The sequence below is a fragment of the Limisphaera sp. VF-2 genome (genome assembly GCF_049537125.1).
Classification (GTDB): domain Bacteria; phylum Verrucomicrobiota; class Verrucomicrobiia; order Limisphaerales; family Limisphaeraceae; genus Limisphaera.
The window spans coordinates 213,453-230,838 of the sequence record NZ_JBMVQY010000003.1; the positions used below are offsets into that span (position 1 = coordinate 213,453).

Below are 17,386 nucleotides of genomic sequence, written 5' to 3' on the forward strand. Positions count from 1 at the left end.
TTCGCGTCGAGCGGTTAGGGGTCCGAGAGATGAACTACCTGCGCGGTCAAGGTGAGCCTGTGGCGACGGGGTGCTGCGGCGAGGCCGGTCCTCCGTTGTGGCCGCTGGCGACGAACCTGGCGTTCCCGCTCCAGAGGATCGCGAAGGCGGAAAACCGGCGGAAGTCGGGTGTTCGCACCGGGCGCTCCGGGCAATGCCTGAAGTTCAGCCTGCGCGCGGGCGCCGGCCCCGCCGTGCCCATGGCGAGCCTGCTTCCGTTGGTTGATATGTCGGCACTGGGCGGGAACGTCGCCGCCAGCAAGAACTGCACCGCGGATGCGGCGCTCTTGAACAAGTTTTCGTGGGACGAACTCCGGAGTTTCCGGTACTCCAGCGCCCTCGCCCAGCTGATGAAGAAAGGACCCCGTGAACGTGCGAGGCACCCCGGAGAGTCTGTGCTGCGACGGCTGGTTTTGTTCAACATTATCAACCGCATTTGGGCAGGGTCGGCGGTTGTATCGGGACTCCGCGTTCACGTGTTTCATCAACCTTCATCTCCTGAATGGCCCAACCCCGGCGGCGGTAACCCTGGGAGCCCCCGGATCGATGCATGGTGGACGTCCGCCGACGAACCAAGCCCGGCCGCACCTCGAACCCCGCGAACCATTCGCACTCCACGACTCCACCAGACCCTCACCGATGGGAAATGCCATGAACACGTCGCCGGCAATTCCGGCGGACACGCCTCCCTCGAGAACGCGCGTGTCCGTTGAAACAGCATTCGCATTAACTGCGGGTGCGATCCTCGGTGTTACCGGCGTGGCCAAGATCGCAACCGCCTTCGAGAGTGCACCTCGGATGGCTTCGACCGATCCCATCTTCGGCATCCCGTTCCGGTATTTGATGTTAACGGCCGGCATGGCGGAGGTGGTGATCGCGGGCGTCTGCTTCTTCAGGAGGACGCGACGGATGACACCGGTGTTCGTAGCATCCCTCGCCACGAGTGTTGTTGTTTACCGCTTGGGTCAGTGGTGGCTGGACTGGACCGGGCCGTGCGGGTGTCTGGGGAACCTGACGCACGTTCTGTACCTTTCGCCCCGAACGGTGGACCAGATTTTGAAAGGAATTCTCGTGTATTTGCTCGTGGGGAGCTACTGGCTCATTGTCGGAAAAAGCGTGCATTCATGCGAGAGAGCGTGCCAATGAAGGCGTCTGAGCCCCCAGCCAGTCATCACGCGTATCGACCAGCGCCGGCAGGGGCGGCGCTTTATGTCATCGCTGTCAGCATTGGCGGCAGCCTGGCTCTCACAGCGTTGGCTTCGCAAGACGCAGTGGCCGCTTACGAGGCGTTTGTATCCTCTCCCCCGATTGTCGAAGAACTGGTGTTCGAAGATGAGCCGAACGATGCAGACGGCGCGATTGCAATGTTTGGACCGGATGCGTCGGTGTTCTACCGTGTCCGGTGGCAGCCGGGTGCGTTCCTGCTTCTCTGCCTTCGTGGTAACGGTGCCCACCAGGGCAACACCGTGGTTCGGGGCTCGGGGCGCGTCGGCAACTTCTTCTGGTCGTATAGCGAGGAAGGAGGCATAAGCCTGTACACACGAACCGACGCTTCCGTGCTTCACGAAGCATCCAACGGTGTTGTCCAGACACACTTGGCGCATCTCCGGATCGCTGCCGAGATCCTGAATCTCGGAGTTCCCGCGGAGGACATTGGCGCCGTGCGCTGGACGCGCCATCGCTTCAAGTTCACGAACTCGCTGAACTATCTGTGGGAGGGACAGTTGGTCACAAATCGTGAGGGACGGGTGTCCGAGATCCTGCAAACCGCCAGGGATCTTCGCAGCGGCCAGACGTATCACCACAAGACACGGCTTGGGTACCGGGATTCCCAGAGCCTACCGTCGTCGATTCGTCATTATACGGATTTCGGCCCGGCGCGCGGCTGGCAGCTCATGAAGTCCTTTCGCATTCATGCCCTCGAAACGAATGCGACCCCGCTGCCGCCCGCCATGTTTCTGTATGACTTTTTGAATCTGGCGAATACAAACATTATCGCGTACTCGAATAACATGAGGTTTCTCGTTGTGAAAGGCAAGACAGTGCCGATCAACGTCCGCCCTGCGCCAACACGGCGTGAGGTCGTGATCAAGCGAACGGCACTCATTGTCTTGTTTTCCGTCGGAGCGGCATTCCCCTGGTTGCTCTGGAGAGTGACCGCCAAGCGGAACCGGAATCTGGTGTCTTAGACAACCCGGGGAGAGCGTAGCAAGGACACCGCAACAGTGACAAGGAGATAGCGATGAAGACCTACATCAAAGCGATGGGTGTAGTGCTCGCCTTGACGGGTGTGGCATTTTCATATTGCTACACGTCAGATCCACCAAATAGGTTAACTGTGCGACAGCGGGAGTGGACACGAGAACTGTCGCGGGAAAGACGTGCGACGGCGTTCCGATCATTGGGACGTGCGTCGAGACCGTTGACAAAGACGCGATCAAATCTGCAACTACCGGTAGGGGCAGAACCGCAAATGTAACGTGCTCATGTAGGTGCAGGTATGCATGTGGGGGTAGGGTGTATGACGACGGAACGTGTAATCTTAACAAGTATTACGACAAGCTTAACGATAGCCCATGTCCTCCGCGGTAAGGTAGGCGTTACTGGGAAAGACAAAGGACCGGACGTGGGCCGTGTTGAACCCCGCTATTGGGATGGACTGTGGGATGCAAGATGCAGCGTCGAAAAGTAGGGCGGTGGATTCGAGGATGCGTCATGGGATGCATCGGGGAGTGCGGTGCGTGACTGGCGTTTCAGCGGCGCGCGAGGACGGTGTCATGACGCCCGAAGGCCCGGGTGGCCGAAGAGTGCGTGCGAGAGAGCGCGTGTGCGGCAAGCGATGCGAAGGATGGTCCGCTATGATATGGTGAGTGTACAGTAAGGTGTTTGACTCGATGTCGGATGTTCCATGTCATTGTTCGGTGCTCTAAGATGACAAGGGAGCGCGTGTTCTGAAACCCGGGTCTTGGAGGCCGGTAGTGTGTATGCTCGGCAGTGAAGGTGGTGGATGGACAAGGGGACTGCAGACCGCCTGGGGTCCTGCGGGCGTACCTGGCGTGCGGAGCCGGTCGAATGACGGTTGGTGCGTAGATGGCTGCTGCCCGAGGCGGAGCGCGGGGCGGACGCGTCGAAGTCCTGAGGCAAAGTTCGCCGTAAAGCCGAGCCCGCTGGGGCTCGTCGTGAGGGCATCCTGCGCTGTGGGTCCCGGATGGGAAGCAGGTTTCGCGGCGGCAGGTGACTGTCGGTAGCTGACAGCATCTGGGATTGGAACCGGGTAAAGCAAGCGGACCGCCAGCGGGAGCCACGGCTATGTGCCAGCCCAGAGTTGATCCGCAACGCCAGATGCGGCTTCGATCTCCGTCTGGCGGTTGAACCCCTAACCAGGCACGTGTGTCACGGTGAGGAGTCGCTTGGATCGCATTACGAATTGGCGGGAGCTGGCGCGGCAGGCCCGTTGGTCGCTGGGGAGGCTGGCCGGAGCGTGCCGGGTGTCGGTCCGAAGCCTGGAGCGGTATTTTACGAGCCGGATGGGAAAGACGCCGCGGGCCTGGCTGATGGAGGAGCGGATGGCCCGGGCGGATGAACTGCTGACGAAGGGGTTTTCGGTGAAAGAGACGGCGGTGGCGTTGGGCTACAAGAGCGTGGAACATTTCGCCCGGGTGTTCAAGCGACACTACGGCCATTGCCCCTCCCGGCATGCTGCGCCGGGTGATGCAGGGGCCGACGGTCGGGGCGGGTTGGGGGCATCGGAGTGAGAAACCGTGCTGCGGCGATGCCCTGAAACCCGGAGGGAGGCCGCGGCACGGGATTCACGCCTGCAGAGATCCATCGCTGTCGGTTTGGTGGCCCACCGTGAACTGGGGCCGCAACCTGTTGGCCGCATCGTTTCTACAGAGCCGGCTTGCGGTAGCGTTGCACATTATGAGGCGCCTTGCCAAGGCGCTCCCGTGCGGCGGCACGGTGCTTCAAGCGCGAGCGCGCAGGCAGGCTCCATCCCGCCTGTGGTGTCTCTGGGGTTCGGGCTGGGACCATCTTTTGGTTGCGGCTCTGCCATGCTGGGGCTGGGCGGTTTTCAGCAAGGGCCCCTGCTGCCCAACGCGTGCGAGTTCGGCTGCGCGACTTGGTGGCGTTGCGGTGGAACTGCTGTCCAAACCGGGTGAACTGTCGCGAAAAGTCACGTCTTTGGGCTTCTCAGGGAGCGGAGGGCGTGCTGGAATGACTGTGGTCAGCGACGGTGTGGAGGGGCGGCCTGAGCGCCCCCGTTCGCGTCGAGCGGTTAGGGGTCCGAGAGATGAACTACCTGCGCGGTCAAGGTGAGCCTGTGGCGACGGGGTGCTGCGGCGAGGCCGGTCCTCCGTTGTGGCCGCTGGCGACGAACCTGGCGTTCCCGCTCCAGAGGATCGCGAAGGCGGAAAACCGGCGGAAGTCGGGTGTTCGCACCGGGCGCTCCGGGCAATGCCTGAAGTTCAGCCTGCGCGCGGGCGCCGGCCCCGCCGTGGACGTGGCAATCCTCCTCCCGTTGGCGGGGTTGCGGATGTCGGGGAACCACACCGTGGTTGCCAAGGTTTGCCGGGCGCAGGTGGCGCTGCCGAACAATCTGCATCTCTTTGGAACAGAACTTCGAGGATTCAGAACCATGGAAAGCTGTTCGAGCCGTTCCGCGACTGCCCTGCGGCGGTTGGTCCTGCTTCACGCGCTCCGGGGTGGGTGGACCGGGCTGCCGAGGGTGGTAGCAGATGGGTCCTATGGGCATGACCCCCAAGCGTTGCATGACGGACTCGCAGCTCTGGCTGGAGCTGCGCTGTGTACCCGTACGAGGAAGGCGACCTTCCAGAGAAAACCTTCAGGGTGAAACACCATCCAATGCAACCTATGTCACGATGGCGCGGAATTCTGGCGGCGCGGCTCAAGCGTGTCGGGGGACGGCTGGAAGATCAGATCAGCACATGCTTGGGCGTTCTCCTCCTTGTTACTGCGCTCGCCAAAGTGGTTGGAGTCACTTACGGGCCCGAGCGAGTCTTGAGTCAGCTGGACTGGCTCCTCCAGATACGCATGCGATGGGTGCTGATCCTTGCGGCGGCTGTCGAAGTCGTGATTGGATGGATTCTGCTCGCGCCGGCGAAGAAGTCCCTCAGGTGCATTTCCGGATTCGCGTTCTTCGCCTGGCTGGGGACCTATCGCCTGTTTCGTAGCTTGCTGGGCGCTCCCGACCCCGACGGGTGTGGCTGCCTGGGTTACATCACAGACGCGATTGGAATCCCCCATTACCTTGCGGAGAAGTGGCTCTCCGGCTTCGTTGTTTTTGGGCTCGCATGGTTTTCCTTTCAGGTAGCTGGATATCTCTTGGGAGAGCCAAAGAGAGCCACAGAGTGGCCGCATGATTGAACAACGCCAGACGCATTTCGCCATGGCAAAGCCGGAAAGTCACGGTGTGCTTCCAATGGTTGCGCTGCTCGCGGTCGGCCTGGGCAACGTGCCGGCGTTCGCCGCGGCGCCGGCGGCACACTTCACGGCGACGGTCCGGCTGACGCCCTGTAGGGACGATGGCACGCCAGGTGTCACCAGGGCAAGGATGCTGGAAGGCTGTCTGTTTGCCGACGGTTTCCACGTGTGGTCCACCGGGGAGTCGGAGGGAGCAACGTATTTCGAAGCCTGTGCGGTCGTGAGCAATACCGTGTACTCGTTGACAAAAAGAATCACGAATGGCACCCAGGTTGCCTATCAGGCGTTACTTGAGCAAGGCTTTGTCTCCAGGTTCCTGAGCATGCGTCACCAGATCGTCGCGTTGGCGCTCGGCATCGCGGACCGATGGGAAGACCTGGCTCAAGGGAAGACGAAAGTCCTGCTCACCCTGGGCGAACCCTACCCCGAATACTACAACACGTACTTGGTGGAGCGGGGCTCGCCGCAGAGCATTCACGTGGTGGCGCGTGCACCCAACTTTGCCCTGTGCAGTACAGGGATCGTGTTCTTCCCGAAGCCCTACGATGTCGGCTTTACCTTGTGGACCCTGGACGTGGAATATTCTCCAGACGGCAGGCCCGCGTCGGCCCGTTTCCAGAAATATGTTCCCTTGGACGAGGCCATCGGTGACGTTCAGATGGGACGTACACCTCAGCGGCTCGAAGCGTTGATATCCTCAGCGGAAGTCCTTTTCACCTGGGCCCCATCTTTTCGGATGTGCGATCGCCTGCCGATCCCGCCGCAGTTGCCCTTCTACATTGACGACTATCGCTTCGTGTTCGACACCTACACCAACAATCGTCTTTCGGCGATGGTTGAAGGAGGGGCGCGTCTTCTATGTACGAACGTTGACTGGAGCTATCCGCTGGACAAGGCAATGAGGGCATCGATGTTTGTCCAGCGCGGGCTTGCCGCGCGCGACGCTGCACTGCGCAGAGGATGGCTTGGACCGTTGTTTCTTGTAATCTGCGCGGCCGCCTTGGTGGTTCCGGCGCTACTGGTGTGGCGCAAGGGCGGTCCGACCCAAAGTAACGGTCCGAACCCAGGAAAGGAGGCATGAACCCATGAGGAGAAGGAGAGTTGGCCTACGAGTGGTTGGGGTCCTGGCTTGTGCCGGGCTCGTAACATTCGCGGCGTACTACGAACGACCTGCAGCATCGTCGCGAACCGAGGAGAACCCAGTGTGTACGAGAAGCAACAACGGGAGTTCTTGCCAGCGGCGCGTGTACAAGGGTCGTGTGCTATACGGGGGAGGAGTCCTGCTCGCCGACGGAGTGGGAGTGCGGTCCTTGGAAGAGCGGAACATGCCGGCCTGGCCCCTTTGGTCTGTGGCACTATTGTGCCGTTGATGAGCAATAGTCGCTTCGGATCCGCCCAGTCTTCGGCCGGGCGGAAGTCGAAAACCGCCTCCGGCGGCGGATCCGGGCCGGAGAGGACGTCGGGCGCAGCGAGTTTTTTGGGGCTTGGGAACGCGGCTCTGCTGGAAGCTGTGATTCGGCGGACGCTGGGCGTGGTGGCAGGCCTGGGGTTCGTCAAATGCGAGGCGGACCGGGACGTAGGAACGGACAGGGCGACGACGGGCCTCGGTTCATGTGGAATGCGCGGCGTGCAAGGCGCTCTGTGGGTTGTCGTGCTGCACCCAATGGACAGACGGTCGGGCGTGAAGCCTCGATTCCCAAGCCTTTTGGGCTTTTTCGGGGTCCCTTCCCCAGGATAGGAGGAACACAATGGGGAACCGACGACCGGAGGTTGGCGGATGGGAGTCGCGGCGCGCTGGCGGACAGGGAGCTTTCGTACGGACAGGTTGGAGCGGGGATTGCGCGGCTTGGCGGCGTGGATTTCTGGCTGCTTTGCCGTGTCTCACCCCCGGCTGCGTGCCAGCTCAGCCGCTTTTCCCTGAGTCAGGTCAACGCGGTGTTTCCCTTTATACCCATCGGCAGCTGCATTTCCTCGCGGCGCTGATGGTGGCGGCCATGGCGGTGGTGTGCTTCCAATGTTGGGAGCGCGCCATGGCCAACCTGCTGGTGCTTTACCACCGTGACCTGCTGGTGTGCTCCAAGTGGGCGTTGAACGAGTTTGACGTTGTTCGGTACGAGTGCATGGGTGGCGTGGGTGCGCTGTTGCCTCTGAGTCCGTGGGAAGAATGGCGGCTTTCGTTCCTCGCCCTTTGCCTGGTGTTTGCGGTGACGGTGCCCTCGGGGGCGCGAGCCTGCGGGGGTTGGTTCGCCGGGACCGCGGGGTGGTGGAATCCAAAGGTATCGGCTGCGCCTTTGGGTGGAGGGTTTCCGGGTGGTCGAGGCTGTCGCCCCGCTGTCCTTGAGCGACGCGGAGTCGCCAGTGTGGGTCCGAGATTACCGATACAAGAAGATGCGCGGGAAACGCATTTTCCCGTCTGCCGAATACACGCTGATGCCCAGCCAGGCTTGGAAATCCGATGCGGATCCCGAACTTTCGGCCCGGCAGGAGGAATGGTTGCGACACGGGCCGAAATATGGCCGCTATCCGATTCCGAGGAAAACCCTGATGGTGTGGGGACTGATGGAGGGCGAGCTGGTGTTGCCTCTGGCGTTGTGGTTTTTCAGTCGCCCCACAAAGCACAAAGCAACACAACGTGGAACCGAGACCAATAAAAGGCCCATGCGCAAGTCTCCGAGTTCGTTGACGGGCGTAACGGGCCTTGGCGTGGGCCATCCGGGCGGGTCGCCTGTCGCAGTCAGATGGAATGTTGTCGCGCGTGGGAAGTGCGCGAGAGGTCTTGGGACTCGGGTGCACAGACGTGCTCACACGCGGATGGGAACAACGTGAGGACCGCCAAATGCGCGTAGCCCGCACACAGCAACCCTGAAAGAGCGAGATGAGACAGCGGGAACGGGTGCATGGCGGCTCGCGGCACGTGCCTCTCCGATCACCGCTGCAGGGAACAGGCCGAGCATCGAGCTCTTGATGGAGGTCCGGAAGATGGCATGTACTCTAGGGCGACGTGGGCAGGGCGTGGGACCTTGTATGGAAGGCCACGTCACACAACGGTTGAGCGCCATATGTCGGTTCGCGGTCAGCCCCGGAGGCCGTCTCGGGATGGCCCGGCTCAAATAGGTGTGGCATGGAAGGAAATGCTCGAAAAGCATTGGGTGTTGTTCTTGCGGCCAAGGGCATGATTGCCGGTGTCGTACTTCTCAGTGCGCTCGCTGGTGGGTTCAATATCCCACAATTTCTCTCCGTCCATGCACGGTGGCCGAAGAGCGGTGAGCCGCAGCAAGTAAGCCACCTGGTTGTGCGGGATTCGGCCCACTACCTGAGCCTGAGCCAAGAAGGTTACCAAGCGGGCTCCCCCTTGTGCGCCTTTTATCCGCTATGGCCGATGGTGCTGCGGGCGGGCACCGTGGTAACGGGAGGCCGGCCGGTCCTGGCGGGCATGGTGCTGGCCAATGCGCTGTCGCTGGTCGGGTTGGTGCTGCTGTACCGGTTAATGGAGCGGCATTGTGGACCGGCGGTCAGCCGAGACGCGCTGGTCCTGCTGCTGGCCTGTCCGGGGGCGTTGTTCTTCTCGTTCCCGTACAGCGAGTCGCTCTACTTGTTCCTGCTGATGGTGTTCTTCTGGGGACTGGCGCGTCAGCGATGGGAATGGGCGGCGGTGGCCGGGTTCCTGTTACCGTTGGCGCGGCCGGTGGGCATCTTTGTGCTGTTGCCGCTGGCGTGGTTCTTGTGGGAACGGGGTGGGCCGCGCTGGCCGGGGGTGAGGGCGGGTTGGGAGAGGCTGGGCCGGGCGGTGGCGGGTTTATGGCGTTGGCGCCGACGTGCACCTGCGACGGAAAGGGTGGCCACGGATTCATCGAGTGAGCGTCTCCTCTGGCCTGCCGACAGCTTCTGTCACGCTGGGGGCAAGGGACAAGATGCTGCGCCAAGGGCGCCGCTGGGCGGCACGCCGTGGCTGTTGCTGGCGGCGCCGCTGCTGGGCTATGCGCTCTATTTCGGGTTGATGTATGCATGGACGGGGAATGCGTTCGAGGGGTTCGAAGCGCAAAAGGCGTATCCCAATTCGCCGTCGATCCGGAACATGTTCAACCTCTCGGGTTTTTGGGATGCGTTGGTGAACGTCGGCAGTCTGGATGGGATGACGGACGGGTTGCTGGATCGGGCGTTCTTCGTTTTGGTGCTGGTGGCGTTGCCGGCGGTGTGGCGGCTGAACCGGGTGTGGTTTTGGTATGTCTTGCCGGCGGGGCTGGTGCCGGCGCTGACCAGTTGGTTCATGTCGTATCGGCGCTATGTGGTGGTGTTGTTTCCGGTGTTCGTGGTGGTGGCGCAGTGGCTGGCCCGGACGAAGAGTCGCTGGGTGTTCTGGTATTACGTGGTGGTCTTGGCGGCGCTTCAGGCCTGGGCGGTGAAGCAGTTTGTCAATTTCAACTGGGCGGGTTGACGCCAAGAGCAGGGTCCGAAATGCGATGATCGCCGGCACAGAATAGGAGGCGCGCAAAGGTGGGGGCCCAGATGTCCCCGTTGCTGCGCTGGGGTTGCCTGGGATTGCTTCTGGTCTCCGCCGCGCCCCTGGCCTTGTTGGGTCGGCAGTTCCAACTGCCGGCCCATCAGCGTTTTGCTTCGGCTTTTCACGTCTGGATCGGCGACGGGGATGCAGGGCTTGGAAGGGCTGCGAAGAATTGTTCCCTCCGTCTGCGTTGGGTGTTGCACAGCTGGCAGATGGTCCCGAATGGCGGACGCATGGGTCCGTCTGGATTCGGAGGAGCTTCGCCGACTCCTGCGCCCGACTAGGAACGCCGACAGTCGGAGCGTCTTGGGAGCGCTGTGCACCAGTTCCTGGCTCCGGCAGCGGCCCAAGGATTTTGAGGTCCTGTGCGGCTACCTGCAGGCCCACGGGTACGGCATCGACGTTAGGCGCCAGATCCCGGCCTGCTTGCTGACCGGCCCAGGGCGCAGACCGCCCGCTCTCAAGGCCGGTTCGGGGCCCGTCGGGAAGAACATTGAAGTGGAAATCAACCGCCGCTTCAAACGCCAGGGCCGCAGCTGGCATCCGACCCGGGGCGAGCGTCTCATGCAGTTCGAACGGCTGCTGGCCCGGCCCCCGGCGGGGCACCCTGATGGGACTTCAAATCCCAATGTCACCTCCACCTCCACGCGCCTTCGTTCCCTCCAACTGGCGATTGACGAACACCATCATGCTGGCCGCGCTTTAACTTTTGGACACCGCGAAAGAGGGGGCATTTTGGGGCCTTCCGGGCACGGGAGAGCCGAGGGACCATGGCATTCAGTGGGGACGCCCGAGGCAACGGCAAAGAAACTCGGCAAACAAACCTCGTGAGGTCCTCATAAGGCGCAACTCCATGCCCCTCAATGCGGGGCGGGAATGTTCAGTCCGAGTTTCGCCCCTTCAGGGCGGGATGAATCCGTTTGGGCTGCCCACCCAGGGCATTGCCCTGGGCTGGAGAGTTGCCGCCCCGTTGGGGCAGACATGCGGCGAGACGTAAGCGGAGCCATTTACCACCCATCGAGGCGCTGCGCTTGCTCAGGGCGCGTTCTTGGACCGTTACCATCACCGCCCGGGTGGAGTCGACCCGGGATGCGTCGAGGGCGCGAAAGGTTTACGACCCTCGATAAGGCTTGTGAGATGGAAAGGGCGGGCGCCGCGCCGGAGGGCACAACACCTGGAACATCGGCTCAGGTAGAGCCCACGGTCGCCGCTTCATGGAGGCCGTGTCTTTTTGCGCTTGCGACCGCGGGCCGGAGGCGCAAGGATAGCTGTGGCCCATGCCGCCGCGGGGCCCGGTCTTGGAGTTCGCGGCGGATCCGGGTGCGCGGTTAGCTCAGTTGGTAGAGCACCAGCTCGACACGCTGGGGGTCGCAAGTTCGAGTCTTGCACCGCGCACCATTTTTTTTGGTGAAGCCCCGACTGGCGCGCGGCCGGGATACGTAAACGTGCTGTGGGTCGGGCCATCGATCCGAACCGGGCCCCCTCAGTTTCCGGGCTGCGCCTTCCACGTGGACGTGGCAAGGGGACCGGGGTGGGGGATTCTCTTCAGGTGGGTTGGGGGCACCGGCTGCGCGTGGGTCGTCAACGAAGGCCTGGTGCGTACTGGCCTCCCCGGTGACTTCGGCCTATGTTGTCGGTGGCCCGCGCCTGGAACGGCACGGCCCAGGAGTTCGTGCGAGGCCGGGGTTGCAACGCGGAGGCTCACGATGAAGCTGCAAATTCGAAGTCCCGCCTTTGGCTATGGCGAACCGATTCCTGTTCAGTACACCGGCTTGGGAAAGGACATTTCCCCGCCGTTGGAATGGAGCGGCATTCCGGCAGAGGCCAAGAGCCTGGCCCTGATTGTGGAGGATCCGGATGCACCGGTCGGCACGTGGGCGCACTGGCTGGTTTATGGGCTTTCCCCACAGAGTAGCGGTCTGGCTGAAGACCAGCCCAAGACGCAGTACCTGGCAGGGGGCGCGCGGCAGGGATTGAACGATTTCCGTCGGCTGGGCTATGGAGGGCCCTTGCCGCCGCCCGGGCCGCCGCACCGGTACTTTTTTCGGCTGTATGCCGTGGATTGCCTTCTCGATGAACCGCCCGGATTGGTGCGCAGCAAGGTGCTGGCGGCCCTGCGTGGGCACGTGTTGGCCGAGGCGGAGTGGATGGGCACGTTCCAGCGGCCGCGGGCCTGAGAGGTCGCGAGGCCCGGCAAGGGTTCAGGGATCGTCCCAGCTCTGTCGGACGGCCTGCTGGACCCGACGGTAATCGGGCAGTTCCTCGTCGGGCACGGGTTGGGCGGCAAGTCGGACACGAACGGTTTTCGGGACGCGCCACCGCCAGTGTTCGACGTGGCCATCGGCGAAGGAAAGGTTGCACCCTTGCGAGTGGCGATTGGCGGGGATGTCCCACCACTGACGGGCGTCGCCCCACCACTGGAGGGTCGGCATGCCGAAGAGCGAGTCGAGGATGGCGTCCTCGTGGACATCCAGAAACACCATGAGCCGGGAGGGCGGGGGATTCTGGATTTGGGTGAGCTTTTTGTAGGACGGGATGAATTGCGCCAGAAACGGGTCGTATTCCGGCCAACCATTGACCGACTGGCTCATGTTGTAGCTGCGCGTCCGCGGCAGGCCCAGGGGTTGGCCTTCGGGAGTTTCGACCGTGGAGCGGTCGGCCGGGCACCGATAAATGGCGGTGGATTGATTGTAGGGGAACAGCAGGCCGTTCTGGATGTTGGTGGGTTCGACGTCCAATCGGGCGTTGCCCAGGCACCAGGAAGCCCCGCGAGCCAACGGCGTGCCCGTGTTGAGGTTGTACACGGAATTGTTGGGAGGCAGGACATCGGCATGATCCAGCGCGTACAAGTACCAGCATCGCTGCAACTGGCTCAGATTGTTCAGGCAGGCCACGGTCAGGGCTTTGGCTTTCGAACGACTCAGGGCCGGCAACAACAGACCGGCCAGGATCGCGATCATGGCGATGACGACCAGCAGCTCGACCAAACTGAAGGCCCCCGGGGTGGAACCGGGCGGCCCGGCGCTGCCTGCGGATTGGCTCCTTGCTTTCATCGGCGTTCGCACCGCGTCCCGCCGAACACTATAAACCCGCCGCGGCCTCGTGCCACCCTGCAAAAAGGGGTCTTCTCGGAGCCCGGGAGAGGTCCTGCCGGAGGACCGGCCATGTGCAGGGTCCTCGAACCATTTCGAGTCCCAGCGGGCCCCGGGGTCGTGCGGGAGGGGCGGACCCGGCCTGCCCATGTGCGGAAGCGATTCTGCCCACGGTGAAGGGATGGGCCGCCGGAGTTCCCGTGGGCCAGGGAGGAAGCCGGAGGCACACGACACCCGGATGTGTCAGGCTCGCCAAAATGGGGAGCGAGGGCAGCACCCCTTGGGGGAGCTTGCCGCGGCCGGGGGTGTCTGCTAGGTTAGGGGTCCCGGGCCGGCTTGGGGCGTCGCCACGCCGAGGGTGCCCCGGGGTTCGAGAGCCAATGTAGCTCAGTGGTAGAGCAACGGTTTCGTAAACCGTCGGTCGCCGGTTCGAATCCGGCCATTGGCTCCAGTTTTTTCTGCGCATTCTTTTCTGCGCATTGCGGATCTGCGGCACCGCCTTCCCGGGAGCTGCTTCTTGTTGGGTGATTCAAACCTTCTTGCCGTGCTCGGTACGACGTTTCTGTGCGGCCGGTAGTGCGGCGAGGCGGTGTTTCGGGCTTGCAAGGCCTGCAGCCCGCGGCGCATGGGGCCAGGCGCAGAGAGAAGCTGCTGTTTGACTCCGGGAGGACCCGGAGTGGTGGCCGGAAGGATGAGTGCAGCGGCCTGGTCCGAAACGAGGCGGGGTGAGCGCGAAGGCTGCGGTGGCGGAGGTCAGAATTTGTAACGCAGACCGGCAAGGACGCGGAGGTCATTGGCCTTGCGGCCGGCGGGTGGGTCGTTGTTGTAGTTGTTTTGAAGGACGAGGCTGAGGCTCAGGCTTCGAGTGATGGCCGCATCCACGCCCGCTTCTGCGATGAGCAGGAACCGCGTACTCCAGTCATCGACCTGGGGGATGTATTCCAGGGTTTGCCACAAACGGGTGTTTTGATTGAGCTTGTGCTCGAATCGCTCGCCGGCCCGGAAGGCGGTGTACTGGTCCGAGGGCCTGCCCTCGAGGTTTTCGAACACCCACGAAGGACCCGCCTCCACGCGCAGGTGCGTGTTGGTGCGCTGGATGAGATACCAACCGACTAGGGGGCTGACCCGCAGGCGGTAATCCACGCCGGCGATTGCGTCGTATTCGGCGTCGTTGCGCAACCCGAGGTAGCCCCGCTGATGAAATCGCCGGTCGTACTGGCCAAAACCGCGCATGTACTCGGCGGTCTTTTCGGTTTCGCCCTCCACCGTGGATTCGCCGTAGCCGGCGGTCAGGCCGAGGGCCAATTCCCAACGCGGCGCCTGGCGGCGGCTGTCGAGGGTCAGGTTGCCCAGGAACGTGTCGCTGTTGCCGCGCGTCAGTGTCAGTCCCAAAAAGGCGCTGCTGGTCCAGAGTTTCGGGGGAGGCGGTTCTGCCTCCGCCGGGGAGGCGGTGGGTTCGTCCGCCATGCTTGCGGAGCGCAAGAGCACGAGGCCCAAGCCGACGAGAAGACCTTGCCCGGTAATTCTGATTCCGATGGTGGCCATTCTGCGATTCTCTCCCACTTGGCGTTTTCGCTTCGAGGGTGTGAGCGTTGCCGCAGATCGACCTCCCGGGCAAGGCTTTTCTCGCGCCGGGCGTGAACGAGGACCGAACGCAAGAAAAGCGCCGGGTCAACTGGTGGATATCAGAGCGGCCACTTCTCGAGAAAAGCCCGTCGCAGGAACCTGGTAGCAGCGTGCGGTCCGGGCTCCGGGAACAGTAGTGCGGTTCACGGTCCGGCGGGCGACGCGGATGAATGGGCGGGTGCAAGCATTCGGACGGGGCTCCGACATTGCCGAGGCACAACCGGGTTGGGGTGCTTACGGTTTGGCCTGGGCGCTGGGCCATCGGGGAGGAGAGCCAATTCGGCTCCGCAGGCAGTGCGTCCCGAAGTGAGCCTGCCCGGGCTGCCTGGGTTGCGCGCCGCATGAAGTCGGAGCGTACCAACAGCTTTGGAGCTGGCGGTCTGTTCCCGGGAAATCGCGCCAAAAACCTCCCGGCTTCGGGAGGGCGAGTCCCTCTGCGTCCCGTCAAAAGCCGGGTCTGAGGAAGCGGCGATTTCGTGCTCAGTTGTCGGAATCGGTTGGGCCGTATTCGGGGACCAGGCGGTAGAACCGGGCGGGGGCGGCCCGTGGATCCGGTTCGACAATGCTCACTTCGTCTTCGGTGCACACGGCACTGCCGACGACTTCCCAGTCCACCAGGTTGGTCGAAGTTTCGATCCGGTATGGCAGGCCGGGTACATAAGGCAGGCGCAATTGGAGAGCACCGTCGGCCAGGCGGGCCAGGTCGGGGAGGGGATGCGGCCCATCCAGGATCAATGCGGCAGCCACGGCGGGCCGGCCAATGCGATAGGCCTGGGCCACGGTGGGTGATTCGATCAGGCGCAGCACCACCGTTTCCGCGCCCTCCGGGAATTCATCTTTTTGAGGGACAATGTCGATGGCCACTGAACGGGCGCCCTCGGGGATGACGGCGTGTGCGGGAATCTCGACATAATCCGCACCGTTGGAAGCAGTGCCGCCGATGCGGTAGTGCACGGGGAGCGGGGCGGATGCGGGCTTGGAACTGAGAATGAGGAACCGAGCCCGATTTGTGGTGCCCTCGCGCGCGACGGGGTCGGCGGCGATGATTCGCACCACCGGGGGCTCGGGTTCGGCGAGCACGCGGATGGTGATCGGCTCGGATCGGCTTTGCGTGCCGAGGTTGTCCGTGGCCACAGCCGTCAAGACGTGTTCCCCGGCCGGGACATTGGACCAGAGGAGCGCGAATGGCAACACGGGGAGGTGGGCGGGAATGATGGTGCAGTTCGGCGCGATGTCAGGCGAGGGTGGCTCGAGGATGGTCAACCGGTTGGTGACGCGGCCGAGGCTGTGTTCGTCTGCGAAGAATTCCACGGTCAGCACACAGCCGTCGCGGTCCCCGGCCAGGGCGAGCAGGCGCAGGTCCAGGGGAACATGGTACACCTTGCCGTTGGGGGGATGGACCAGTTTCACCCAGGGCGGCTGGTTCGTCCGGGTGACGTCGCGGATCCAAGCGACGGCGCGGGACGGTTCACCCACGGCGTAACAATCCGGCCCGGGCTGGGCTGCGGTGATGCAGTCGGGCTGGACCAGTTCGATGACCACGGACTCGGTTTCTTCGGGGAGCTGATCAGGCAGCGGTTGCACCACGAGTTCCACAGTGTGCCGGCCGGGGGCAAAGGTCGCTTCTCCGGTCAGTCGAACGTAATCCACACCGTTGGAGGCCGTGCCGCCCACGTGGTAACGAACCGTGAATGACCGCAAGAGGTCGCCGCCCTCTCGGTACAGACGGAACCGGGCCGGATCGAACGCAGGGGTGAGGGGCTGCGGTTCCGTGGCGTGGGGGTCCACGGCCTCGATGCGAACGACAGGCACGTGCAACGGAGAGCGCACGCGGATGACCACGGGGGCGGAGGTGCGGGTCAGGCCGGAGTCATCCGTGGCCACCGCCGTGAGTGCGTACTCGCCCGGTGGAACGTTGGACCAGGTCAAATCGAAGCGTTGCGGCTGACCGGGTGGCGGCGGAATGATGAAATAGACCTCGCGCACGCCAATGCGCTCGGAGTTTGCGAAGAATTCGACGCGCGGCACGTAGCCATCGGGATCCCGGGTCACCACTTCGATGGGCACGGTGGCCGGTGCGGGAAAGACCGTGCCGGGGGCGGGCCGCACGATTTCGATCCTGGGGGACAACGCTCCTGCTCGGTCGTGGATGTGTACGACCGCCTCGGCGGGCCGACCGACCACGTAACACTCCGGCGGGGGCGGCCAAATGGCAATGCACACGGGAGGCTCGATGTGAAGCACCACGCTCTCGACGGGCTCTTCCAAGTGGTCGGCGATCGCTTCCACCACGAGGCGCACCTGTGTCTCGCCCGCGGGGATGGTCACGTGTTCCGGCAGCCGGGCGTAGTCAACCCCGTTCTGCGCGGTGCCGGTGATCCGCAACTGAACGGTCACCGGCACATGGAGATTGCCCTGGCGCTGAATCAGGAAAACCCCGATGTTGTCCGTGCCTTCCACGGCCTCGGGGTCTGTGGCAACCACCGTGACGACGGTTCGTTCCACCTCCGGTCGATCCTGGGCAAACGCCGAGCCGGCTGCCAGCAAGGTCAACCCGGACAGGCACGCCGCCGCGACAAGTTTCTTCCCCTTCATATCACCTCCGCGGGCTTGGTCTTGGTTCCTGGTTTGTCGCCATACTGAGGATCGCACAAACTCTGGATTTGGCAAGCGACCGGCTGAGCTT

General features: G+C 63.2%; 10 protein-coding genes and 2 tRNA genes. 9 read left to right on the plus strand and 3 right to left on the minus strand.

Going from position 1 to position 17,386, the window contains the following annotated elements:
• Positions 1–690 precede the first annotated feature (690 nt).
• From ACPDIT_RS10975 to ACPDIT_RS11010, 8 genes are all read left to right on the plus strand, one after another.
• Positions 691–1,185, plus strand: coding sequence for a hypothetical protein (locus ACPDIT_RS10975; protein ID WP_423443434.1), 495 nt, complete (start codon positions 691–693; stop codon positions 1,183–1,185).
• The gene (locus ACPDIT_RS10980) at positions 1,182–2,228 is read left to right on the plus strand and encodes a hypothetical protein (protein ID WP_423443436.1); all 1,047 of its coding nucleotides are present in this window, start codon (positions 1,182–1,184) and stop codon (positions 2,226–2,228) included. The genes ACPDIT_RS10975 and ACPDIT_RS10980 overlap by 4 nt, the downstream gene beginning before the upstream one ends.
• A 1,209-nt stretch (positions 2,229–3,437) precedes the next feature.
• On the plus strand, positions 3,438–3,794 hold the full coding sequence (locus ACPDIT_RS10985) for a helix-turn-helix transcriptional regulator (RefSeq protein WP_423443437.1): 357 nt from the start codon (positions 3,438–3,440) through the stop codon (positions 3,792–3,794).
• 1,048 nt (positions 3,795–4,842) lie between these two features.
• Positions 4,843–5,424 (plus strand): hypothetical protein, encoded by a 582-nt coding sequence (locus ACPDIT_RS10990; protein WP_423443439.1) that lies wholly within the window; start codon positions 4,843–4,845, stop codon positions 5,422–5,424.
• Complete coding sequence (locus ACPDIT_RS10995; protein ID WP_423443441.1) at positions 5,417–6,562, plus strand: hypothetical protein; 1,146 nt, start codon at positions 5,417–5,419, stop codon at positions 6,560–6,562. Before ACPDIT_RS10990 ends, ACPDIT_RS10995 begins: the two co-directional genes overlap by 8 nt.
• Before the next feature lie 2,298 nt (positions 6,563–8,860).
• Positions 8,861–9,916: a hypothetical protein gene (locus ACPDIT_RS11000; protein ID WP_423443443.1), complete on the plus strand. Its 1,056-nt coding sequence runs from the start codon at positions 8,861–8,863 to the stop codon at positions 9,914–9,916.
• A 1,388-nt stretch (positions 9,917–11,304) separates the two neighbouring features.
• Positions 11,305–11,380 (plus strand) — tRNA-Val (locus ACPDIT_RS11005).
• 308 nt (positions 11,381–11,688) lie between these two features.
• Positions 11,689–12,159 (plus strand): YbhB/YbcL family Raf kinase inhibitor-like protein, encoded by a 471-nt coding sequence (locus ACPDIT_RS11010; RefSeq protein WP_423443445.1) that lies wholly within the window; start codon positions 11,689–11,691, stop codon positions 12,157–12,159.
• A 24-nt stretch (positions 12,160–12,183) separates the two neighbouring features.
• Here the strand turns inward: ACPDIT_RS11010 and ACPDIT_RS11015 are convergent, their stop codons facing one another.
• Positions 12,184–13,035, minus strand: coding sequence for a prepilin-type N-terminal cleavage/methylation domain-containing protein (locus ACPDIT_RS11015; RefSeq protein WP_423443447.1), 852 nt, complete (start codon positions 13,033–13,035; stop codon positions 12,184–12,186).
• A gap of 415 nt (positions 13,036–13,450) precedes the next feature.
• Between ACPDIT_RS11015 and ACPDIT_RS11020 the strand changes: the two genes are divergently transcribed.
• Positions 13,451–13,525, plus strand: a tRNA-Thr gene (locus tag ACPDIT_RS11020).
• Positions 13,526–13,827: 302 nt separating this feature from the next.
• Here ACPDIT_RS11020 and ACPDIT_RS11025 read toward each other — a convergent pair.
• Positions 13,828–14,541 (minus strand): DUF481 domain-containing protein, encoded by a 714-nt coding sequence (locus ACPDIT_RS11025; RefSeq protein WP_423443449.1) that lies wholly within the window; start codon positions 14,539–14,541, stop codon positions 13,828–13,830.
• 639 nt (positions 14,542–15,180) lie between these two features.
• Entirely contained in the window at positions 15,181–17,295 is a 2,115-nt protein-coding gene (locus tag ACPDIT_RS11030) for a Calx-beta domain-containing protein (RefSeq protein ID WP_423443451.1), read from the minus strand.
• Positions 17,296–17,386 lie beyond the last annotated feature (91 nt).